Origin of the sequence: Marinobacter sp., from assembly GCF_040882185.1 — a bacterium.
GTDB lineage: Bacteria > Pseudomonadota > Gammaproteobacteria > Pseudomonadales > Oleiphilaceae > Marinobacter.
Window position 1 is genome coordinate 19,268 of record NZ_JBBEBW010000022.1, and the last position, 20,858, is coordinate 40,125.

The following is a 20,858-nucleotide window of genomic DNA, read 5'->3' on the forward strand; positions in this document are numbered from 1 at the left end:
ACCCGTTAGGTTACAGCCAGCTATAGAGTCGCCCGGGATTAAACAGGGCATCTGGATCAAATGAATGTTTCAGGCGTTTCTGGATCGCCTGCAGAGCGGGCTGTTGCCGATGCATCACCTCGCCGGTCCGGTCGCCGCCGCGATAGAGGCTGACTTGTCCCCCGGCTTTTTCGGCATGGGCTTCCATGGCGGCCATCTCGCCTTCACCGCGATACCAGCGTTGGGAGCCGGCCCAGTCCAACAGCCAATGCCCCTTCAAGGCCGGGGTCGGTGCAGAGGAGTTGATGGAGAAACGCCACAGTGGCTGCTCGCCAGCGAAGAATTCCAACTGTTGATCCCGCAACTGTTGCCAGAAAAGCTCGCCTTCCTGCAGTACCGGAATGTCCCAGTGCTTGGCGGTGGCTTCCACGGCGGACTGTGCGCCGGAAAGCCTCAGGTATAGAGTGCCGTCGAGCCAGCAGGCGCCGGACAACGGTTTGGGTTCGGCGGCCCGGGCGTTCATGAAACGGATGGCTTCGGCGTGCTCCATTTCTCTGGCCAGGGTCATAGTGGTTGAAGGTTTTGGCAGCACCTTGAGACTGATTTCTGTCAGCAGGCCCAGGCTGCCCATGGCACCGGCCTGGGTACGGGAGACGTCATAGCCTGCCACGTTTTTCATCACCTGGCCGCCAAAACGTAGTTTTTCACCCTTGCCGTTGATCAGGTTGACGCCCAGCACCTGGTCCCGCACCGAGTTCCACCAGGGCCGCCCGGGGCCGGACTGGTTGCAGGCCAGGGTGCCGCCGATGGTGGAGCTGTCGCCAAAGCGGGGTGGCTCGAACGACAGCATCTGGTTTTTCTCCGCCAGCGCTGCTTCGATTTCGCTCAAAAGCGTACCGGCGCGGACCGTCATCACCAGTTCTACCGGCTGGTAATTGACGATGCCGCTATGCCCGCCAACCTCCAACCGATCGGCGCTGATGTCGCGGCCCATGAACTGCTTGCTGCCACCGCCGACGATGGCCAGTTTACGACCCTTGCTGCGGACCTCATTGATTTGCTGCTGAAGCTGCTCGGTGATGTCAGGCATGGTTTACTTCCGGGGCCTGTGGCTGGAGGTGAATGGCTCGATACTCCTGACAATTGCGCAGGGTGGGCACGCCCTTGCCGGGGTTCAATGTACCCTGGGGATCAAAGGCGTTTTTGACGGCATTGAGTTGTTCGATTTCGGAATCGGTAAACTGCATGGGCATCTGCCGGATTTTCTCCACACCAACCCCGTGCTCGCCGGTGATGCAGCCGCCTACCTCGACACAGAGTTTGAGGATATCGCTGCCGAAGGCTTCGGCCTTCTCCAGTTCACCCTCTTTGTTGGCATCGAACAGGATCAGCGGGTGCAGGTTGCCATCACCAGCATGGAATACGTTAGCGACCCGTAAGCCAAACCTTTTGGACATGTCCTGCATCTCATTCAGCACCCGCGCCAGGTGAGCGCGGGGAATGGTGCCGTCCATGCAATAATAATCGGGAGAAATCCGCCCCATGGCCGGAAAGGCACTCTTACGGCCTTTCCACAGTAATGCCCGTTCGACATCATCCTTCGAGGTGCGGACCGATGTGGCGCCAAAATCCCGGAACAGGGCTTCGGCTTTCTCGATATGTTCCTGGACCTCTTCCTCGGTGCCATCGACCTCACACAGCAGCAGGGCGGCGGCCTCCACCGGGTAGCCCGCGCCCGTAAAGGCCTCCACTGCTACGATTGCATGACTGTCCATCATTTCCAGCCCCGCCGGAATAATGCCCTGGGCAATGATGCCGCCAACGGCATCGCCAGCGTCATCGACGGTGCCGAAGCCAGCCATGATGACCCGCGCAATCTCCGGGGTCGGCAGCAGTTTGACCTGTACTTCGGTGATCACGCCCAGCAAGCCCTCAGACCCGGTAATTAACGCCAGCAGATCCATGCCGCAGCTGTCCAGACCATCACTGCCAATCACCACCCGCTCACCTTCCACGGTGATCATCTCGACGCTGAGAATGTTGTGGGTGGTGAGCCCGTATTTGAGGCAATGCACACCGCCGGAATTTTCTCCCACGTTGCCGCCAATGGTGCAGGCGATCTGTGATGAAGGATCCGGGCCGTAGTAGAGGCCGTAATCTGCAGCGGCCTCACTGATCGCCAGATTGCGCACGCCGGATTGAAGACGGGCCGAGCGCGCCACCGGATCAATATCGAGGATACGGTTGAACTTAGCCAGCGACAGCACTACACCGCCTGCGTCGGGCATAGCGCCAGCACTCAGGCCGGTGCCTGCACCCCGGGCGACCACTGGAACCCGGTAGCGGTGACACACACGCATCACCTGCTGCACCTGCTCCACAGTTTCCGGCAGTACCACTAGCAAAGGCATGACGCAGTACATCGACAGACCATCACACTCATAGGGCTTGAGCGTCTCTTCATCAGTAATGACGAACTGTGGATCAATAAACTGCCGGAACATGTCTGCTAGCTCGGCTTTGCCAGGCTTGCTCACGGCGGTGTTGACCGGTTTGCTGTCAGTGTTCATAACGCGACTCCGGCCCGTTACGGGGCAGTTTTATCCACGATCAAGATTGAAAAAATCAATGCCAGCCTCGGCGCAATCCATATCCTGTTGCGGGGTGCCGGAACTGAGACCGATGCCGCCGACCACTTCCCCATCAACAATGATGGGCAGGCCACCGCCGACCACGCACAACCGGCCACCCTGAGAGGTGTGGATGCCGAACACCAGATTGCCGGGTACGCAGGCTGCGTTATAGTCGTGGGTGGCCTTGCGTGCTGCGGCTGCAGTGTAGGCCTTGTCCTGGGCGACCGTAATGCTGGTAATCTTGCCACCGTCCATGCGCTCGAAGGCAATCAGGTTACCGGACTCGTCGGTGATGGCAATGCACATCGGAATGCCGATTTCCCGAGCCTTGGCGGCGGCGCCTTCGATAAGCAGGCGGGCGTCTTCCTGGTCCAGTCTTTTCAGTGTCATCATGATGTGTGCTCCTTGAAACGGGTGAATTGACCATTAATGGCCATGGTGTGCTTGAATATGGGCCAGCGCCTTGGCTTGGCGACGATAATCGTGAAGTAGCGGTTCGGTGTAACCGTTCGGCTGCTCACAGCCCTTGAAAATAAGATCATGGGCGGCCCGAAAGGCCAGGCTTTTGTCAAATTCCCTGGCCATTTTGCGATACGCCGGGTCTGTCGCGTTCTGGCTGTCAACGACAACGGCCATGAACTCCAGGGTATCGAGCACCTGGTCGTCGGTACAAATGCCGTGGCATAGCCAGTTTGCCAACAACTGACTCGAGATACGCAAGGTCGCGCGGTCTTCCATCAAGCCGACATGGCTGATGTCCGGTACTTTGGAGCAACCGACGCCCTGATCGACCCAGCGCACCACATAACCGAGAATGCCCTGAACAGCATTATCGATTTCTGACTGGATACGTTCCGGGGTCAGCCGGACGTTCCCCAGTAACGGCGGCGTCAGCAGGTCATCGAGACTGGCGCGCGGACGATGACTCAGTGCTTGCTGTCGGGCACGGACATCTATCTGGTGATAATGAATTGCGTGCAGGGTCGCAGCGGTCGGCGATGGCACCCAGGCGCAACTCGCGCCAGCTTCCGGGTGAGCGCGTTTGGCCTCTAGCATTTTACGCATCTCGTCCGGCATCGGCCACATACCTTTACCGATCTGGGCTACTCCGCCCAGCCCACATTCCAGACCGATATCGACGTTGCGGTTCTCATAGGCGTTGATCCACGGTTGCGCCTTGATCTCGTCCTTGGTCATCACCGGGCCACCTGCCATGCAGGTATGGATCTCATCGCCGGTCCGGTCGAGGAAGCCGGTATTAATGAATGCCAGTCGCGTTTGAACAGCGCGAATGCATTCTTTGAGGTTGGCGGAGGTCCGGCGTTCCTCGTCCATTACCCCCACTTTTATGGTGTTAGGAGCGAGGCCAAGGGCCTTTTCCACACGCACAAACACCTCGTTGGTAAAAGCCGCTTCTTCCGGCCCATGCATTTTTGGCTTAACAATGTAGATACTGCCAGCACGACTGTTACGAAACAGCCCCTGACCGTTCAGATCATGCATCGCGCATAGCACGGTGACCATGGCATCCAGCAAGCCTTCGGGAACTGGCTGGTCACGGTCATCCAGAACTGCATCAGTCGTCATCAGGTGCCCGACGTTTCGCAATAACAGCAGGCTACGTCCGGGCAGGGTCAGAGCGCTGCCGGTAGGAGTGTCATATTGACGATCCTTATTGAGTTGCCTGGTCACTTTTCGCCCATGTTTGAGGAAGGTGTCGGTCAGTGTGCCTTTCATCAAACCCAGCCAGTGCCGATAGACACTGGTTTTGTCTTCGGCATCGACCGCCGCTACAGAATCTTCACAGTCCATGATCGTGCTGACCGCCGATTCGAGCACCAGATCCCGTACCCCGGAAGAGGTCATTGAGCCAATCGGGTGTTCGCGGTCAATCACCAGTTCCATATGCAGGCTATGGTGGCAAAGCAGTATCGTAAGCTCGTGGTGCTCGCGGCGAAAGCCGACAAACTGTTCCGGGTGCCTGAGCGAGGAGGTGTCGCCGTTGGCCAGCGTCACCTCAAATACGATGGTTCCGTTCATCGGCTCCAGGCGGTACTCCACCACATCGCGGTGCGGGCCCGATACGAGGGGGGCAGCCTGATCAAGGAAGTCCGCCGCCCAGCGGATAACCTGCGCGCCGCGGGCCGGGTTATAGTCTGCGGTTTTTGCGCACCCGTCTGTCTCCGGGATCACATCGCTGCCGTAGAGCGCATCGTACAGGCTGCCCCAGCGGGCGTTGGCGGCATTCAGTGCGAAGCGGGCATTGTTAACCGGTACCACCAGTTGGGGCCCGGCAATATGGGCAATTTCATCATCGACGCTGGTCGTTGAAATCCTGAAAGGCTCACCTTCGGGAGCCAGATAGCCGATATCCCGGAGGAAGCTCTGGTATTGGTCCCTGGCGATGGTTTCGCCTCTATGGGCATCATGCCATTGGTCCAGTTGGGTTTGAAGCTCATCACGCTTTTTCAGCAGGGCCCTGTTCGTAGGGGCCAGGTCCGCCACCAGCGCCTCAAAGGCAACCCAGAAGTCGGCTGGCTCAATACCTGTGCCCGGGGCTGCCTCGTTTGCCACCAGCTCGTAGAGCGATCGCGCAACCTTCAGTCCGTTGATCGTGATTCGAGAGTTCATCTGTTTCTCACAGTTTGTGAAAACCGCGCCCGGGCCATCCTGAGAAGACGCCCCGGGCGCTACAAGCTATCAGCCATATACGAGGTTGGGCAGATAGGTGACGATGGCCGGGAAGACAATGCACAGGAACAGGCCGAATGCCTGCAAACCCAGAAATACCAGTGCCGACCGGAAAATGGTCGCCATGGAGATTTCCGGCGGGCAAACCCCACGAATGTAGAACAGTGCATAGCCGAATGGAGGGCTGAGGAACGACATCTGCATATTGACCAGATACAACACCCCGAACCACAGCACTACGTCAGCAGTTTCAATACCGGGGAAGCCGAACAGGCCATCAAAGTTCAATGCCTCAACAATCGGAATAAAGATCGGCACTGCCAGCAGCAGGATACCCACCCAGTCAAGGAACATACCCAGAACCACCAGCAGCAGCATTAGCAGGAATAACACCGCATATGGCGACAAACCGATGCCCAGGATGGTTTCGGTAATGAAGGCCTGGCCACCTTGCAGGATGTAGAAGCCCACAAACACCGAGGCGCCAAACATGATCCACAGCACCATAGCAGAGGCTTTTGTGGTAGTAACAGAGGCATCCCGCAGCGCCGCAATGGAGAGTGCGCCGTGTTTCCAGGCTACCAGCATGGCACCAAATGACCCGATACCCGCTGCTTCCACCGGTGTAGCAACGCCGCCGAACAGCAGGCCCAATACCAGAAACACCAGAATCAGAGGCGCGATCAGGCTTTTCAGAAGCCGCAGTTTCTCCCGCATGGAGACTCGTTCTTCCAGCGGTACCGGTGGTCCCAGTTTAGGATTGATCCAGCTTCTTATCAGCACGTAAGAAACGTAGGTAACAGATAGCATCAGACCAGGAATGATGGAGCCGAGATACAGCTCACCTACGGATTGCTGGGCAACCACGGCGTAAAGAATCGCCAGAATCGAGGGCGGGATCAGAATGCCAAGAGTGCCGCCGGCCATGATTGAGCCAAGTGCAATCTGGTGGTCATAACCGCGTTTGAGCATGGCAGGCAGGGCAATGATGCCCATGGTAACCACCGCAGCCCCGATAACGCCGACCATCGCAGCCAGAATGGTGGAAGCCAGAATAGTGGCTACCGCCAGGCCACCACTGAGGCCACCCATCCATTTGTAGACCACACTGAACATTTCCTCGATCAGCCCCGCCCGTTCCAGCATCGAGGCCATGAAAATAAACAGCGGAATCGCCGCCAGATCGGAGTTGGTCATCATCGGGAAGATGCGACTTGGCACGATGTTCAGCATCGCGGTGTCGCCGACCAGATAGACGAACATTACCCCAAGACCGCCGGTCACGAACGCCAGTGGCAGGCCCATCATCAAGGCGACCATGAGAGAGCCGAACATCAGATAGGTCAGTGGTCCGATTTCAACACCGGACAGGCTTCCGGCAGACCGGAACAGAAAATATTCATCACTGTAAGGGTCGAAAAACAGGATGTTGATCATTTCAACACAGATAACAAAGGCGAGCCCGACCGTCGCCAGGATCATCAGCCAGGTGCCCAGCTTACCAATAAGCGGATTCTTCGGGGCAGGGTTGGCGTTGGCAGTTTGAGTGGTCATTCAGATGCCTCCCGGCCAAGACGAATAAAAACTGAAATGTCTTTCAGCAGTTTTGAAATACCGGCGAGCAGGATCAGCACCGAGCCCAGCACCATCACAGCCTTGACCGGCCAGTGTTGAATGCCCCAGGTTTCAACGGTGGTTTCGCCCATAGAGTAGGAATTGACGAAATAGGTCCAGGAGGTCAGTACCAACACCAACGCAAACATAAAGAAGAACATCGACGTGAAAATATCCATGCCGACGCGGCCGCGCTCAGGCAGATAGTTATAGACCACGTCTACTCGAACATGAGAGCCGTGCAGCAGTGCGAAACCGCCGGCTAGCAGGTATTGCATACCCAGTAACAGGTAGCTGGCCTCATGCACCCAGATGGTTGGCGTATTGAAGATGTAACGCATGATGACTTCGAAGAAATAGAAACACACCGCGTTAACGGTCCAGAACGAGATGAACAGACCGCTTTTGTCACTCAGCCAGTCTACTCCCCGAGTAAACAGGTTTTCGTCCGAGCGCCGGTAGGCAAGGGCAGATGGCTCTTCCTGAAGTTCGCCCCCGACCGGGATCTCGGTTTCTGTGTCCGGTTGCGGATCGGCACTGCGCCAACGATCCAGTGCAATCATGATCAGCGGCATAACCGCAAGCCAGCCCCAGTAGAGCCAGTGGGGCATTACAAAGCCAAAGCCTTCCAGATCAGACATGATGAACTACCTCTGGTTGTGACCAGATGTTTGTATTGGAAAAGGGGAGAGCGGGCGCCCTCCCCTGGTTACGGGGAACTTGTTACTTCATGCCCTTGATGTCTTCTTCGTTAATGTAGCCAACGGTGTCATTCATCATGTATTCAAGCTGAATGTCGAAGATCGCTTTGGCATCTTCATCCTTGTTGGCCCAGCGATACCAGACCGGAATTGCCGCACGACGGAATTCCTGCAGGTCTTCCTGGCTCAGACGGGACACGCTGGTGCCAGCTTCTTTGAACTTCGCCATAGCTTCGATGTTGCGGGCCTGAATCGCGAGGTAGTGCTTCTGGGAGTAGTTGCGCACTTCGTCTTCAACCAGTTGCTGGAGTTTTGGATCTAGCGCATTCCAGGCACGAAGGTTGATGGTCAGGTCCATCAGGTCCACCGGCTGGTAGACCGACATGACGCCCGGAGGGCCCATCAGGATATGATTGGTAACCTGGGAAAAGCCCAGCTCCCAGTTAACAGCAGGACCGACGTAGTCGGCTGCATCAATGGTGCCTTTTTCCAGGGCCGGGAAGATGTCGGAACCGGGCAGGCTGACGGCTGATACACCGAATTCAGCGAACACTTCTGCCACCATGCCACCGGGAAGGCGCATTTTCAGACCCTTGAGGTCCTCAAGACCGTCAACAGGCTCTTTGGAGTGAATGATGTTAGCGTCGTGCTGGATCGGGCCGACATAGAACAGACCGAATTTTTCGTAGATTTCGCGGGTTTTTTCCAGCATGCCCAGAGCGTAGAACATGGTGTCCCACTGGTGAGGCTGGTCAGGACCGGCCGGGTAAGACGATAGAAAAACCGAGGCCGGAATTTTTCCTGACCAGTACAGAGTGAATGGATTCATGCCCTGGAGTACGCCATTGCGCACTGCATCAAACAGGCCGTTGTTGTCGGCCGCAACCGCTTTGGCAGGAAAACAGGTGAACTTGAGTTCGCCGTCGCTTTTCTCCTCAATGCCGTTACACCATTCCTCGAACAGGTCGAAACCAACGGTGCCAGCGTCCCATACCGACTGTATTTTCCAGGTGGTGGCCGCATGAACACTGCTTGCGAGCAAGGTTGCACCAATGGCGGCAGAGACAGCAAGGGTTTTGAATAAGCCGCGACGGGGGGCCGCGCCTCGGTGCTCAATCTTTTGGTTGTTATCAATCATCGCAGAAACTCCAGATCCAGTGCTTTGTTGTTGTTGGAACCACTTAGTCGTGCACTTTTCCGTCGCTATGAGCGAAAGTCCGGTGCACCTGAAAGTGACAATCAACGTAAGTTTTGGTTCGGATCCCCTCGTAAGTCCAGCGTTTTGCCTGCTGGTCAGACCAGTTTTTATAGACAGATGAAGAGGGGTGAGCCATATTCTTGTGGAGAGTGCGCTCGCCAAATATAACAATCTTTTAATGGAGAGCTGGTCTGACCAGTGGTTTTAGCGATGCAGGAAAAGCCATTACCTATGTCCCGGGCAGTCGCCCATCGTCTCGAGCAACTTATTCTCGACGGCAGTCTCGCGCCTGAGCAAATGATTCCTTCGGAACGGCAGCTGGCAAGCCGTTTAGGGGTTTCCCGTGCTATCGTCCGGGAGGCACTTCATGAATTGCAGGGCCGGGGCGTTATCCGGACCCAGCATGGCAAAGGCTCGTTTGTGTCACACATGGTGCCCGAGCCCTCGGATAACGGCCCCCTGATGCAGATGTTCCTGGAACACTCCCGTACACTTTATGACTTGTTCGAAGTGCGGCAGGAACTGGAAGGAAAGGCAGCTTACCTGGCGGCTGAGCGAGCGACAGAACAGGATCAGTACCAGATTACCAAGGCCTTCGAAGCGATGGAGCGAGCGGACCCGCTCACTAACGCGGAGCTTGACCATGCCTTCCATCGGGCCATTGTGAACGCCTGCCACAACCCGGTGCTGGTTCATGTCCTGAACAGTCTGAAGGATTTGATGTTGAATTCGGTACAGGCCTCGGTTGCCAATCTCAGTCACCGGGATGAATTCAAGCGACAGATGGACAAACATCACCGCCAGATCTATCACTCGGTCATTAGCCGGCAGGCCAAATGGGCTCAGAAAGCGGCTATGGCTCACGTAGCGCACGTGAGCGACGCGCTCAGAACCATTGAACAAAAAGAGCATGGCCTGATCAGGTCTTCCATCGCGCCACATTCTCTTCGCTAAATCCCTGCTATTTCTGGATGCAAACCAATGCCGTTAATTAATGGAATGACCCTGTTACTGATTTACCAACTGGTAGGCGAGGTCAGTGTGCGCTTGCTGGAGCTGCCTGTGCCTGGGCCGGTGATGGGCATGGTGATGCTGTTTCTGACACTGATGATTCGGGGCCGGTTGGTCAAATCGGTTGAGCCGGCATCGAGCGCCCTCCTGAGTCATCTTTCGTTATTATTTGTGCCTGCCGGAGTGGGACTGATGGTCCATTTCAGTCGCCTTGGTAATGAGTGGTTGCCGATAGGCGTCACCCTCTTGCTCAGCACTATTATCACCATGGCCGTCACAGCATGGGTGATGCAGTGGGTAAGTCGGCGCACCGTGAGGCGGGAGCCGAACCATGATTGAACCGGATCTGACCCGGATTTGGGTGTATCTGTCGACATCGCCCCTGCTGGGACTCACAATGACGTTGGTTGCCTACAGCCTCGCGCATAAGCTCTATCTCCGTGCTGGCTCCACCCCTTTGCTTAACCCCGTGGTCACGTCGGTTACGGCGCTCATCCTGTTTCTGCTGGCCACCGACACCTCTTACGCTGATTATTTTGATGGCGCCCAGTTCGTCCACTTCCTGTTGGGGCCTGCTACGGTGGCGCTCGCTATCCCCCTGTATCAGCAATTCAATAAGCTGAAACAGGTGTGGCTGCCTGTCACGGTTGCCCTGGTGGTCGGCGTGGTTATCGGGGCGTTCAGTTCGGTGGCAATTGCCCGCTTGCTGGGTGCCAGCCTTGAAACCCAGCTATCGCTCGCTCCCAAATCCGTTACGGCGCCAGTGGGGATGGCAATCTCAGAACAGATCGGAGGCCTACCCTCGCTGACCGCCGCTCTCGTGGTGGTCACCGGTATTATTGGTGCGGTGATTGGCTCTAAACTGTTTGATCTGATAGGTATTCGGGACGACAGTGTGAAAGGTATTGCCATCGGCATGACATCCCATGGTATTGGCACCGCCAGGGCTTTTCAGGTGAGTGCACAAATGGGCGCATTCTCTGGTCTGGCGATGGCACTCTCGGCTTTCCTGTACTCGGTTTTTCTGCCCTGGCTGCTAACTGTTACCGGTGTGCTTGCCTGAGCATTTTTGCCAGCTATCATGTTAGAGTTATGGAGAATCAAACAATAAAACCGTTAATGGATCGCCTATTATGAAACTTCGCCTTCTGCCGGCAGTACTTGCCGCTTTTATGCTATTAACCTTTGCCAGTGCTCAGGCACAGACTGAGGACAAAACCTTCACGCTTCGCCTCGCAGAAACCTGGGGTCCGAACTACCCCATTCTGGGAGATGCCACTCGCAGCATGGCCGCGATGGCAGAAAAAATGTCCAACGGTCGCCTCAAGATCCGCATCGACTCCGGTAACAAACACAAGGCGCCTTTCGGTATCTTCGATATGGTTAAAGCTGGCCAGTACGATATGGGCCACACCGCCTCGTATTATTACAAAGGTAAAATCCCCAACGCCATGTATTTTACGACCGTGCCGTTCGGGATGATTGCGCCTGAACAATACGCCTGGTTCTACTACGGTGAAGGCATGGAGCTGATGCGCAAAGTGTATGAACCCCATGGGTTATTGTCCTTTCCGGGTGGTAACACCGGTAATCAGATGGGTGGCTGGTTTCGCAAGGAAATCAAGTCCCTTGAAGATTTAAAAGGGCTGAAGATGCGTACGCCGGGCTTTGCTGGCGAAGTGATGGCCGAACTGGGTGTTGCGGTTACCAATGTGCCGCCAGGAGAGCTGTTCACCGCTCTTGATCGTGGCACTCTCGATGCGCTTGAGTGGGTGGGGCCAGCACTGGATTTGCCGATGGGCTTTCACCAGATCGCCAATTACTACTATTCCGGTTGGCAGGAGCCAGGTGCTGAAGTTCAGTTCCTGATTAACGACAAGACCTGGAATAGCCTGCCAGAAGACTTGCAGGAAATCCTTCGGGTTGCCATGCGTACTGCCGCCTATGACATGTATGCTCAGAGCATGCACATGAATGGTCAGAGCTGGAGTACGATGCAGGAAAACTATCCCAATGTGGAGGCCCGGGTTTTCCCGCCCGAGGTGATTGATGCATTGCGCGAAGCGACGGATAAGTTGTTGGCAGAAGCGGCCGAAAGCGATCCGCTCGCCCAGGAAATCATTCAGTCCCAGGCCGATTACATCAAGGCGATCCGGCCCTGGACGAATATTTCCGATAAGGCGTATCTGAATAGCATTTCTCCTGGCGGGGAGTGAGTATTACCCTCGTTTCCTGAAGGGAGAAAAGGCGACCCGATCCGCCGTTGTTTCCATGACGTAAGTTAGTCCAAAGCGATTGGAGAACGACATGAAACTTCGGCGGTACTTGGTGTTGGCCTGGATTACCTTCAGCTTCATCGCTGGCGCGGGTTTGAGCTGGGCCGATAGCCCCGATCAAACCCCAGGGCCTGATATTCGGGCAGTCATCATTTCGCAGATCGTTGCGTTTGCCTCTGACGACGCCGAGGCGGCATGGCAGTACGCCAGCGAAGATATCCAGCAGCAATTCGTGTCACCCGATGCGTTCATGGCGATGGTGCGCGCTCGCTATCCTGCAGTCTATCGTGCGGGCTCGATTGAATTTCTCTCTCTGGTCCCCCATCCCGGTTTCATGGTTCAGATGCTGAGAATTAAAGGACCGAATGGCCGTTTCTGGGATAGCGCATATACTTTGACTGAGACCGATAAGGGATGGCGTATCGGCGGAGTGGTCGTTGAAGAGGCAGAATCCGGCATCTGAAGTGCCCTGTCGCTTGATAATTCTGCTAAATAGGGTGGGGGTAAATTCACCCTCTGCTACCCTGAATGGGTAGCTTCCCACCCAAATTTAATCGTCTTCCCGGTGCAGGCCAGTTTTTCAACGTACTTCAATGGTGGTTCCAAGGCTGCTCAACAGTGTTTTCTGCAATACTACCTGAAGTATTTCGAGCAACTGGCCCACCCATTGCATCTGTGCGTGCACAGGCACGGAAGTCTGAGATGTTTCAAGTGGGTGTCAGTGTCCCGTCTGGTTAATTCGTTAACCTACTGAGCCACTGAGGGCATTGAGAGCTAGGCGCAGTGGCGAAGGTTTGGTGGTTCCAAATCGAGACGTTGCAACGCGGCTCTCAATGCCCTCAGCGGCTCCCGAAGGGCGTGACGCTGGGGCTTCTGGCCAGTGTTGCCTGCCCTTGATATGGAACCACCATATCTTCGGTCAGGCGCCTTGGCCAGAAACCCCAGCGTCACGCAGTAGGTCAACGAATTAGCCAGACGGGGCACTAGACAACCATCACAATAAAGATAACGACTGTGGAGTTTATAATGAAGATGACAAAATCCTTTTCTTTAGCTGCCCTGGCAGCCGCCATTATGGTATCCGGCACCGCTGTCGCGCAGGATAAATCCGACTGGCCCTCCAACTTTACAGTAGGCACGGCCAGCCAGGGCGGAACTTACTTCGCTTATGGCGCAGGCTGGGCCAACTTTGTTGCAGAAAACCTCGGCGTGTCCGGTGGAGCTGAAATCACCGGTGGTCCTATGCAGAATATGGCCCTCGTTCACACCGGAGATATCAACTTCGGTCTGACCACCATGGGCCCGGCCCGGGAATCCATGGATGGCAATAGCTCCCTGGCTCCTGGCATGAAGATGGATAACGTCTGTGCGCTGTTCCCGATGTACGAGACACCGTTTTCCGTTACCGTGCTGTCCGACTCCGGCATTGAGTCCATCTCTGATATTCCTGATGGGGCAAGCATCGGGTTTGGACCGGCGGGCTCTACCTCTGACACCTATTTCCCGAAAATGATGGATACCCTCGGTGTCAACTATGAGCGCCGTAACGGCAGTTGGTCTGATCTTGGCGGCCAGCTCCAGGATGGCTTGATTGACGTAGTTGCGTTTGCAGCAGGTATCCCGATCCCAGCGGTGAGCCAGTTGGAGGTGCAGACTGACGTGAACATCATCGAGTTCACTGAAGAAGAAATGAACACGATCACCGAGGCGTTCCCGGTCTCTGAGTTCACTATTCCAGCCAGCACGTACAGTACCCTTACGGAAGATGCCCGCGCTGTCTCCATGTGGAACTTTGCCATTGCAAACTGCGATGTATCAGAAAGCTTTGTCTACGAGATGACCAAGCTGACCATGGAAAACAACGATAAGATGGTGTCCATTCATAAAGCTGCCACCACCAGCATTCCGAAAAACTACGACAAGAACACGTTTATTCCCTGGCATCCGGGTGCGGCTCGTTGGTTCAACGAGAACGGGTACACCATCGAAGAAAGCATGATCAAGTAACCGTTACCCGGCAATAATTGTCTGGTAAGCAATACGGGGCTTTCTTCAGCCCCGCCTTTGATGTGCGGCCAGCACCCCGCTGGCCGTTTTTTCTTACGGGATTCGAGTTCATCATGACAACTGAAAATCAGGAAAAGGGCCTGGCATCGGACCTGCCTGCTGACGGCCCTGTGCTGGCCCACGGTGTGGACGACGAGCCGGTCGAGACTAACCGCCGCCTTTTCGAAGGTTGGTTGTTGCCAGCAATGACGGTGTTGGGAATTGCGTACGCAGTTTTTCACCTTTACACGCTGAATATTGCTCCGCTGGAGACCTGGTCTTTCCGGATTATCCACGTTTGCGGTGCGCTCATTCTGGGGTTTCTGTTGTTTGCGGGTGCTCGTTTTACCGATTCTGAAGGGCCTTCCTCCCCCCGCACCTGGACAACCATCGCGGCTTGGGTGTTGCTGGTGCCCGGTGTGTATGCATTGGTGCAGACCGTCCTCATGTACCAGATGGTGCTGGATGGCGCGATGCGAATTCCGACAGATATCGAGACCTGGCATTTTGGTTGGCCACTGATCGCTGCGACGGGTCTGGGTATTGTCGTAAGCTGGTTCCATCAGCGGGCAAGGTCCGCTTTCAGCATGCCGGACCTGGTGCTGATTGTATGTTCCATAGCCTCGGCAGCGTATTTCCTGGTGGCTTATAACACGTCTATGCGTATGAGCACCGGAACTTCCTTTGCCCCGGTGGGCATTTCGTTCGCGGCTGTTGCGGGCGTGGCCCTGATCATGGAACTGACCCGGCGCCTGACCGGTCTCGCACTTGTGGTCATTTCGTTGATCTTCCTGATTTACGTATTTGCAGGACCCTATCTACCGGGTTTCCTCGGGTATCCGGGCCTGTCGATCCAGCGTTTCTTTAGTCAGGTTTACACCGACGCAGGGGTACTGGGTCCAACTACTGCGGTGTCTTCGACGTACATTATTCTGTTCATCATTTTTGCAGCTTTCCTGCAGGCGTCCAAAGTGGGTGATTACTTTGTAAATTTTGCGTTTGCAGTTGCCGGTCGCTCCCGTGGTGGTCCAGCAAAAGTGTCGATCTTTGCCTCCGGTCTGATGGGCATGATCAACGGCACCAGTGCCGGCAATGTCGTTTCTACCGGTTCGCTCACCATCCCCCTTATGAAGAAAGTCGGTTATACCAAAAAATCCGCTGGGGCGGTTGAAGCGGCGGCTTCTACCGGTGGTCAGATCATGCCCCCGATCATGGGTGCTGGCGCCTTCATCATGGCGGAAATAACCGGCATTCCTTACACCGAAATTGCCATTGCGGCGATTATTCCGGCGATTCTCTACTTCGCGTCGGTCTATTTCATGGTGGATTTTGAGGCGGCGCGCACCGGCATGCGCGGCATGCGTAAGGATGAGCTGCCATTGTTCAAAGCTCTGATCAAACAGGTTTATCTGTTTGCTCCCATTATCATCCTGATCGTGGCCCTGTTCATGGGCTACTCGGTGATACGTGCTGGTACGCTGGCGACCGTCTCTGCGATTGTGGTGAGTTGGTTATCTCCTCACAAGATGGGTCTCATGTCTATCCTCAGGGCGTTGAACCTGGCCAGTGTGATGTCGATTCAGATTATCGTCGTGTGTGCCTGTGCTGGTGTTATCGTAGGCGTTATATCGCTGACCGGCGTTGGCGCGCGATTCTCCTCGCTGTTGCTGGGCGTCGCGGAAACCAGTCAGTTGCTGGCACTGATCTTTGCCATGTGCATCTCGATTCTGCTTGGCATGGGAATGCCGACCACGGCCGCCTACGCTGTGGCGGCCTCGGTTGTCGCGCCGGGTCTGGTGCAGCTGGGTATCGAACCCCTGACAGCGCACTTCTTCGTGTTCTATTTCGCGGTAGTGTCAGCCATCACGCCTCCGGTCGCACTGGCGTCCTATGCGGCGGCGGGTATTTCCGGGGCTAACGCCATGGAAACCTCGGTGGCGTCATTCCGGATCGGTCTGGCTGCGTTTATCGTACCGTTCATGTTCTTCTACAACAGCGCGTTGTTAATGGACGCTTCGGTGATGGAAATTGCTCGCGCGCTGATTACCGCCACCTTTGGGGTGTATCTATTGTCGGGAGCGGTGCAGGCCTGGATTTTTGATCAGCCAGCAGGCGCCATCACCCGAGTGTTGCTGTTGGTTGCTGCGCTTTTGATGATCGAAGGTGGATTGATCACTGACGTGGCGGGTATTGCTGCGGCGATTGTTGCTTACTTGCTGCAGAAACAGCGCGGTAAGCGCGAACCGCTGGCCCAACGCTAATAACCCAACATGACCTATCGGATCTGGACGGCCTCCCTCTTTGTTATAACGGCGTTTCTGTCCTGGCAACTGGGCGGTTGGTCTGGATTCCGTCTGGTAGAGCAGGAAAGCATCGAAGAATCTTTCCGCTACAGCCAGTTGGTGGCAAACGAGCTTAAGCGTTACAGCCCGATTCCCGAACTGATGGCGGAACATCCGCTGATGCGGGAGACGCTGGAATCTCCCGGCAGTGATCAACTGATCTTCCTCGCCAACGAAGAAATGAAGAGTATGGCGTCGATTGTTGGCAGCTCCGATGTCTATCTGATGGACGCCACCGGACTGACCATTGCAGCTAGCAATTATGATCTGGAAAGCAGTTTTATCGGTCGCAATTTTGATTTTCGCCCTTACTTTCAGGACGCCCTGAAAACCGGAGAGTCCGCCCTGTACTTTGCGTTGGGTACCACCTCTGATCTTCGGGGTCTGTATTTCTCCCACCCGATCAGGGGTCGGAAGGATTCAGTATTGGGCGTGATCGCGGTCAAGGTTCAGGTGGATGAACTGGAGTTGCAATGGCAGCGACCTGCCAACTTCAATGAGGCCGAAATGGTGGTGCTCGACGGTGATGGGATTAGTTTTCTCGCCAGCAGAGAGAGTTGGCTCTATCGGAATTTTGAACCTGAGATCAGGAAACAACCAGTCGACCTTCGCATTCGGCAACGCTATCCGTTACGTACGCTGAGCGCTATGGATATAACCGATTTGGGCAAACCCCTGGGTGGCTCTGAGAAATCGAGGCGGATACGGATTATCGACGAGGGCGTCAGCCGGGAGTACCTGAGCATCCGTACTGCCTTGCCACAGCTCGACTGGAGCCTGCAGGTCATGATCGGTACCCGGTCGGTGTTCTGGACCCAGGTGCGATTTCTGGTCGCAGGACTGGTGATCTTTCTGGGTTGTTTCCAGACCTGGCTTTACCTGCGCGAGCGCTACCGCCGTGAAGCCGAGCTGGCGCAACGGGGCGAGCAGCTTGAGCGCCGGGTGACTGAGCGTACGGCGGATCTTGAAGCCTCAAACCGTCAGTTGGTGGATGAAATCCGGCAACGTGAGAAAGCCCAGAACGAACTCAAGGAAACCCAGCGGGAGCTGATACAGGCCGCCAAACTTGCGGTGTTGGGGCAGATGTCTGCCGGCCTGAACCACGAAATGAACCAGCCTCTGACGGCTATTCAGGCCTATGCCCGTAATAGCCGACGTTTCCTGGAACGGGGCGACACCGCTACGGTGGATGCCAACCTTGGCGAAATTACCAGCTTGTGTAACAAAATGGCCGAGCTGACGCGGCAGTTCAAGGTGTTCGCCCGAAAATCGGAGGGCCCACCGAGCAGCGTTGATCTTCGACTGGCGGTGGACGCAGCGTTGAAAATTATTACCGCTCAGGACAACAGTGAAGCAATTCAGTTCAAATGGTCGCGACCTTCAGCACCGGTCATGTGTCATGGTGACCTGATACGCGTTGAACAGGTACTGGTGAACCTGATTACCAATGCCATGCAGGCCGTTGAAGGGGTTGAAAACCCGATCATCAGGATCGAACTGACCGACAGTGGCCAAAGTTGGTCATGCGTGGTTCTGGACAACGGCTCGGGGCTGCCGTCGGATACAGAGCAGATTTTTGAGCCGTTTTTCACCACCAAATCCATGAAGCAGGGACTGGGGCTTGGCCTGTCGATTTCACGGCAGATCGTTGATGCATTGGGGGGGCGCCTCACCGGTCGTAACCGTTTTGACGGCCCCGGAGCCGAGTTCGTTTTGACTTTGAACAAACGAGGGACAATGGAATGAGCCGACCAGACGTGATGTTTATCGATGATGATCCGGATATCCGCCAGGCCATTGCGCAGACCATGGATCTGGAAGATATCAGGGTGGAGTGCTTTGCCGATGGGCCGTCGTGTCTCAAAGCGATCTCACCGGATTTTGGCGGTGTGGTGCTATCTGACTACAACATGCCTGGCATGGACGGGTTAGACGTGCTGCAGGCGGTCCGGCAGGTGGATGACAGTATTCCGGTCATTATCCTGACCGGGCAGGGCGACATAAGTACGGCGGTAACCGCAGTGCAGCAGGGTGCTTACGATTTTATCGAGAAGCCTTTTGATCACGATGAGTTAATTGAACTGCTCCGGCGTGCTCTTGAGAAGCGCCAACTGGCTCTTGAGAACCGCCGCCTGAAAACACAGCTTCGACTACTGGCCCGCCCGGGCCCGAGGCTGTTGGGGGAATCACCACCCATGCAGCGCCTGATGTCGACCATTGAGCCGCTACTGGATATCTCTGCCAACATTTTGTTGCGGGGGGAAACGGGTGCCGGTAAAGATGCTATTGCCCGATACATCCATGAAAACAGCCCTCGTGGCAAACACAACTTTGTCGCCATCAACTGCGGTGCCGTGCCGGAGAATTTGATCGAGAGCGAACTTTTCGGTCATGAATCCGGTGCTTTTACGGGGGCCGATAAACGCCGGATCGGCAAGTTCGAGCATGCCCATCAGGGCACCCTGTTTCTCGACGAAGTAGAAAGTATGCCGTTACCGCTGCAAGTCAAATTGCTCCGGGTACTGGAAGAGCTCAAAGTAGAGCGGCTCGGTAGTAACGCCGCGATTGATGTGGACGTGAGAGTAATAGCGGCCACCAAGGCGGATCTGAAGGAACTCAGCGATAAGGGCGACTTCCGGGCAGATCTCTATTACCGCCTGAATGTGGTTCAGTTGGAGATACCGGCTTTGAGGGAGCGTAAGGAGGACATCGCCATGCTGTTCCATCATTTCGTACTGATTGCAGCTGCCCGATACGAACGCGAGAGTATTCCCCTCACCGCCAGCCAGGCCGCTCGACTGGTCCAGCACAGCTGGCCTGGTAACGTCCGGGAATTGCGTAACCAGGCGGAACGATATGTGCTACTGGGGCCTATGGCGCTCGCTGATGATCACAGTTCTGAATCCTCTGATATCTCCGGCCGTCAGACGCTTTCTGAAATGATGGACGCCTTTGAGAGGTCGGCAGTCGTCGCTGCATTAAATGCCTGTCAGGGAAGCATCAAGAATACGATGATACAGTTGGGACTTGCCCGCAAAACCCTTTACGACAAAATGAAAAAGCACGGCCTCGACAAGTCGGAGTTCAAGGACTGAGTCAGTATTGAGGTCGAAGGGATTCTACATAGATCAGGTACGGGATAACCAATGACGATCTGGCTGATAGCAAATCCAAAAGCAGGCGCTGGTGATCGGGGTGAAGCGTTTTGGCGCTCTCATCTGGAAGTTTCGGGACTCACTGAACTCACCGCCTGTGATCTTGAAAACGATGGCTGGGTCGAGCGCATCGAGCCCGGAGACTGGGTATTGGCCGCTGGCGGAGACGGCACTGTCAGCCGGGCAGCGGAAATCTGTGTCAACAAGGAGGCGGTGCTGGGTGTGTTGCCTTCTGGCACTGCCAATGACTTTTCCCGCAATCTCGACTTGCCGGACGACCCCCAGGCGCTGTGTGATCTGATTGCAAGCGGTAGTCAGCAGTCGGTGGATGTCGGTTGGATGAACGAGCAATTATTCCTTAATGTCAGCCATGTCGGCGTAGGTACCTGGCCGGTTCGGGGTGCGACCAGTGAGGTGAAAAAACGTTGGGGTCAGCTCGGCTACGCTCGGGTCCTGGTCAGCAGGCTGTGGGCTTATCGGGGCTTTCCCGCAACCATTCGCTGTGACGGCGATACCGCTCAAGGTAAATGGTTGTCCATAGCGGTTGCTTCGGGCGCTTTCTACGGGGGCGGTAATCCCATTCCCCAAGCGGCGGCCAATGACGGCCAGCTTGATGTAGTGGCCGTGCGGCCACGATCATTTGTCCGTCTTTTGCTGGCCTATGTCATGGTCAGAATATTCGGGCGGGAGGCCCGGAAGAACGCCACCATAGTCCATTTCAAAGGCCGCCATTGCAGCGTCACCACCCGACGCCCGAAAACCATTACCGCCGATGGCGAAGTTGTCAGCTCAACGCCCCTGGAGGCGCGCTGTGAATCGGGGCGGCTCCAGGTGCTCTGTGAAGTCGTTGTAAACACCTGAAGGTTCTATCTGTACCGGTCCATTACGCCTGCCAGAAGGATTTGGTCATTTCCTTCTCAAGGGACCCTTTGGGCAGTCCGATGTCCAGTTCCAGGCGCTGGATCCGGTCCGCATCATAGCCCACGTCCTGCCGCAGACGACGTCGCTCCCGGGAGCGACGTAACCAGACACCCGCAAGATGTTGTATCGAGCGAAAGCTGCCTGAGAATTCTTTCATGCTCCTGTTCGGGTGTCTGCTGACGGATTCCATAGCTTGTTCCTCACTGTTCTGTTCGATGCCTGCACAATATTGCGCCGAGTCCCGCAAGCTGAACAGAGGCAGCTGCCCTGCAATCTCGTCAGTACAGATTG

Annotated in this window: 18 protein-coding genes; 10 read left to right on the forward strand and 8 right to left on the reverse strand. The window is 55.7% G+C overall.

The genetic code is table 11. From position 1 onward, the window contains the following. Positions 1 to 10: 10 nt before the first annotated feature. The 7 genes from glcE to dctP all read right to left on the reverse strand — a co-directional run bounded on the left by glcE (position 11) and on the right by dctP (position 8,756). Positions 11 to 1,069 (reverse strand): glycolate oxidase subunit GlcE, encoded by a 1,059-nt coding sequence (glcE, locus tag WEB64_RS12665; RefSeq protein WP_368059130.1) that lies wholly within the window; start codon positions 1,067 to 1,069, stop codon positions 11 to 13. Next, entirely contained in the window at positions 1,062 to 2,483 is a 1,422-nt protein-coding gene (locus tag WEB64_RS12670) for an FAD-linked oxidase C-terminal domain-containing protein (RefSeq protein WP_368059174.1), read from the reverse strand. Before WEB64_RS12670 ends, glcE begins: the two co-directional genes overlap by 8 nt. A gap of 96 nt (positions 2,484 to 2,579) precedes the next feature. Next, positions 2,580 to 3,005: a heme-binding protein gene (locus WEB64_RS12675; RefSeq protein WP_368059132.1), complete on the reverse strand. Its 426-nt coding sequence runs from the start codon at positions 3,003 to 3,005 to the stop codon at positions 2,580 to 2,582. A 33-nt stretch (positions 3,006 to 3,038) separates the two neighbouring features. Continuing rightward, positions 3,039 to 5,243 carry a malate synthase G gene (locus tag WEB64_RS12680; protein ID WP_368059134.1) on the reverse strand — a complete coding sequence of 735 codons (2,205 nt, stop codon included), beginning with the start codon at positions 5,241 to 5,243 and terminating at the stop codon, positions 3,039 to 3,041. Between the two features lie 69 nt (positions 5,244 to 5,312). Beyond that, a complete protein-coding gene (locus tag WEB64_RS12685; protein ID WP_368059136.1) occupies positions 5,313 to 6,857 on the reverse strand; it encodes a TRAP transporter large permease subunit in 1,545 nt (514 codons plus the stop codon). Beyond that, a complete protein-coding gene (locus WEB64_RS12690) occupies positions 6,854 to 7,558 on the reverse strand; it encodes a TRAP transporter small permease subunit (protein ID WP_368059138.1) in 705 nt (234 codons plus the stop codon). Before WEB64_RS12690 ends, WEB64_RS12685 begins: the two co-directional genes overlap by 4 nt. A gap of 82 nt (positions 7,559 to 7,640) precedes the next feature. Beyond that, complete coding sequence (dctP, locus tag WEB64_RS12695; protein ID WP_368059140.1) at positions 7,641 to 8,756, reverse strand: TRAP transporter substrate-binding protein DctP; 1,116 nt, start codon at positions 8,754 to 8,756, stop codon at positions 7,641 to 7,643. A gap of 291 nt (positions 8,757 to 9,047) precedes the next feature. On the opposite strand from dctP, the gene WEB64_RS12700 reads away from it, so the two are divergent. The 10 genes from WEB64_RS12700 to WEB64_RS12745 all read left to right on the forward strand — a co-directional run bounded on the left by WEB64_RS12700 (position 9,048) and on the right by WEB64_RS12745 (position 20,507). Next, a complete protein-coding gene (locus WEB64_RS12700; protein WP_368059142.1) occupies positions 9,048 to 9,770 on the forward strand; it encodes an FCD domain-containing protein in 723 nt (240 codons plus the stop codon). Positions 9,771 to 9,797: 27 nt separating this feature from the next. After that, complete coding sequence (locus WEB64_RS12705; RefSeq protein WP_368059144.1) at positions 9,798 to 10,166, forward strand: CidA/LrgA family protein; 369 nt, start codon at positions 9,798 to 9,800, stop codon at positions 10,164 to 10,166. Continuing rightward, complete coding sequence (locus WEB64_RS12710) at positions 10,159 to 10,890, forward strand: LrgB family protein (protein WP_368059146.1); 732 nt, start codon at positions 10,159 to 10,161, stop codon at positions 10,888 to 10,890. The genes WEB64_RS12705 and WEB64_RS12710 overlap by 8 nt, the downstream gene beginning before the upstream one ends. A gap of 70 nt (positions 10,891 to 10,960) precedes the next feature. Further along, positions 10,961 to 12,043 carry a TRAP transporter substrate-binding protein gene (locus WEB64_RS12715; RefSeq protein ID WP_368059148.1) on the forward strand — a complete coding sequence of 361 codons (1,083 nt, stop codon included), beginning with the start codon at positions 10,961 to 10,963 and terminating at the stop codon, positions 12,041 to 12,043. Between the two features lie 91 nt (positions 12,044 to 12,134). Then, positions 12,135 to 12,566 carry a DUF4864 domain-containing protein gene (locus tag WEB64_RS12720; protein ID WP_368059150.1) on the forward strand — a complete coding sequence of 144 codons (432 nt, stop codon included), beginning with the start codon at positions 12,135 to 12,137 and terminating at the stop codon, positions 12,564 to 12,566. A 569-nt stretch (positions 12,567 to 13,135) separates the two neighbouring features. After that, entirely contained in the window at positions 13,136 to 14,110 is a 975-nt protein-coding gene (locus tag WEB64_RS12725; protein ID WP_368059176.1) for a TAXI family TRAP transporter solute-binding subunit, read from the forward strand. A 113-nt stretch (positions 14,111 to 14,223) separates the two neighbouring features. After that, complete coding sequence (locus WEB64_RS12730) at positions 14,224 to 16,410, forward strand: TRAP transporter permease (RefSeq protein ID WP_368059152.1); 2,187 nt, start codon at positions 14,224 to 14,226, stop codon at positions 16,408 to 16,410. 9 nt (positions 16,411 to 16,419) lie between these two features. Further along, complete coding sequence (locus WEB64_RS12735) at positions 16,420 to 18,237, forward strand: ATP-binding protein (protein WP_368059154.1); 1,818 nt, start codon at positions 16,420 to 16,422, stop codon at positions 18,235 to 18,237. After that, positions 18,234 to 19,586 (forward strand): sigma-54-dependent transcriptional regulator, encoded by a 1,353-nt coding sequence (locus WEB64_RS12740; RefSeq protein WP_368059156.1) that lies wholly within the window; start codon positions 18,234 to 18,236, stop codon positions 19,584 to 19,586. The genes WEB64_RS12735 and WEB64_RS12740 overlap by 4 nt, the downstream gene beginning before the upstream one ends. A 51-nt stretch (positions 19,587 to 19,637) precedes the next feature. After that, on the forward strand, positions 19,638 to 20,507 hold the full coding sequence (locus WEB64_RS12745; RefSeq protein WP_368065646.1) for a diacylglycerol kinase family protein: 870 nt from the start codon (positions 19,638 to 19,640) through the stop codon (positions 20,505 to 20,507). 22 nt (positions 20,508 to 20,529) lie between these two features. Here the strand turns inward: WEB64_RS12745 and WEB64_RS12750 are convergent, their stop codons facing one another. Continuing rightward, positions 20,530 to 20,757: a hypothetical protein gene (locus tag WEB64_RS12750; protein WP_368059815.1), complete on the reverse strand. Its 228-nt coding sequence runs from the start codon at positions 20,755 to 20,757 to the stop codon at positions 20,530 to 20,532. Positions 20,758 to 20,858: the final 101 nt, after the last annotated feature.

What these genes read in the sequence shown, in the direction of transcription:
- WEB64_RS12740 (WP_368059156.1), top strand. Translation starts at nt 18,234, where the DNA reads ATGAGCCGACCAGACGTGATGTTTATCGATGATGATCCGGATATCCGC.
- WEB64_RS12675 (WP_368059132.1), bottom strand. Translation starts at nt 3,005, where the DNA reads ATGATGACACTGAAAAGACTGGACCAGGAAGACGCCCGCCTGCTTATC.
- WEB64_RS12715 (WP_368059148.1), top strand. Translation starts at nt 10,961, where the DNA reads ATGAAACTTCGCCTTCTGCCGGCAGTACTTGCCGCTTTTATGCTATTA.
- WEB64_RS12685 (WP_368059136.1), bottom strand. Translation starts at nt 6,857, where the DNA reads ATGACCACTCAAACTGCCAACGCCAACCCTGCCCCGAAGAATCCGCTT.
- WEB64_RS12690 (WP_368059138.1), bottom strand. Translation starts at nt 7,558, where the DNA reads ATGTCTGATCTGGAAGGCTTTGGCTTTGTAATGCCCCACTGGCTCTAC.
- WEB64_RS12710 (WP_368059146.1), top strand. Translation starts at nt 10,159, where the DNA reads ATGATTGAACCGGATCTGACCCGGATTTGGGTGTATCTGTCGACATCG.
- WEB64_RS12720 (WP_368059150.1), top strand. Translation starts at nt 12,135, where the DNA reads ATGAAACTTCGGCGGTACTTGGTGTTGGCCTGGATTACCTTCAGCTTC.
- dctP (WP_368059140.1), bottom strand. Translation starts at nt 8,756, where the DNA reads ATGATTGATAACAACCAAAAGATTGAGCACCGAGGCGCGGCCCCCCGT.
- WEB64_RS12705 (WP_368059144.1), top strand. Translation starts at nt 9,798, where the DNA reads ATGCCGTTAATTAATGGAATGACCCTGTTACTGATTTACCAACTGGTA.
- WEB64_RS12735 (WP_368059154.1), top strand. Translation starts at nt 16,420, where the DNA reads ATGACCTATCGGATCTGGACGGCCTCCCTCTTTGTTATAACGGCGTTT.
- glcE (WP_368059130.1), bottom strand. Translation starts at nt 1,069, where the DNA reads ATGCCTGACATCACCGAGCAGCTTCAGCAGCAAATCAATGAGGTCCGC.
- WEB64_RS12725 (WP_368059176.1), top strand. Translation starts at nt 13,136, where the DNA reads ATGACAAAATCCTTTTCTTTAGCTGCCCTGGCAGCCGCCATTATGGTA.
- WEB64_RS12730 (WP_368059152.1), top strand. Translation starts at nt 14,224, where the DNA reads ATGACAACTGAAAATCAGGAAAAGGGCCTGGCATCGGACCTGCCTGCT.
- WEB64_RS12750 (WP_368059815.1), bottom strand. Translation starts at nt 20,757, where the DNA reads ATGGAATCCGTCAGCAGACACCCGAACAGGAGCATGAAAGAATTCTCA.
- WEB64_RS12700 (WP_368059142.1), top strand. Translation starts at nt 9,048, where the DNA reads ATGTCCCGGGCAGTCGCCCATCGTCTCGAGCAACTTATTCTCGACGGC.
- WEB64_RS12745 (WP_368065646.1), top strand. Translation starts at nt 19,638, where the DNA reads ATGACGATCTGGCTGATAGCAAATCCAAAAGCAGGCGCTGGTGATCGG.
- WEB64_RS12670 (WP_368059174.1), bottom strand. Translation starts at nt 2,483, where the DNA reads ATGTTCCGGCAGTTTATTGATCCACAGTTCGTCATTACTGATGAAGAG.
- WEB64_RS12680 (WP_368059134.1), bottom strand. Translation starts at nt 5,243, where the DNA reads ATGAACTCTCGAATCACGATCAACGGACTGAAGGTTGCGCGATCGCTC.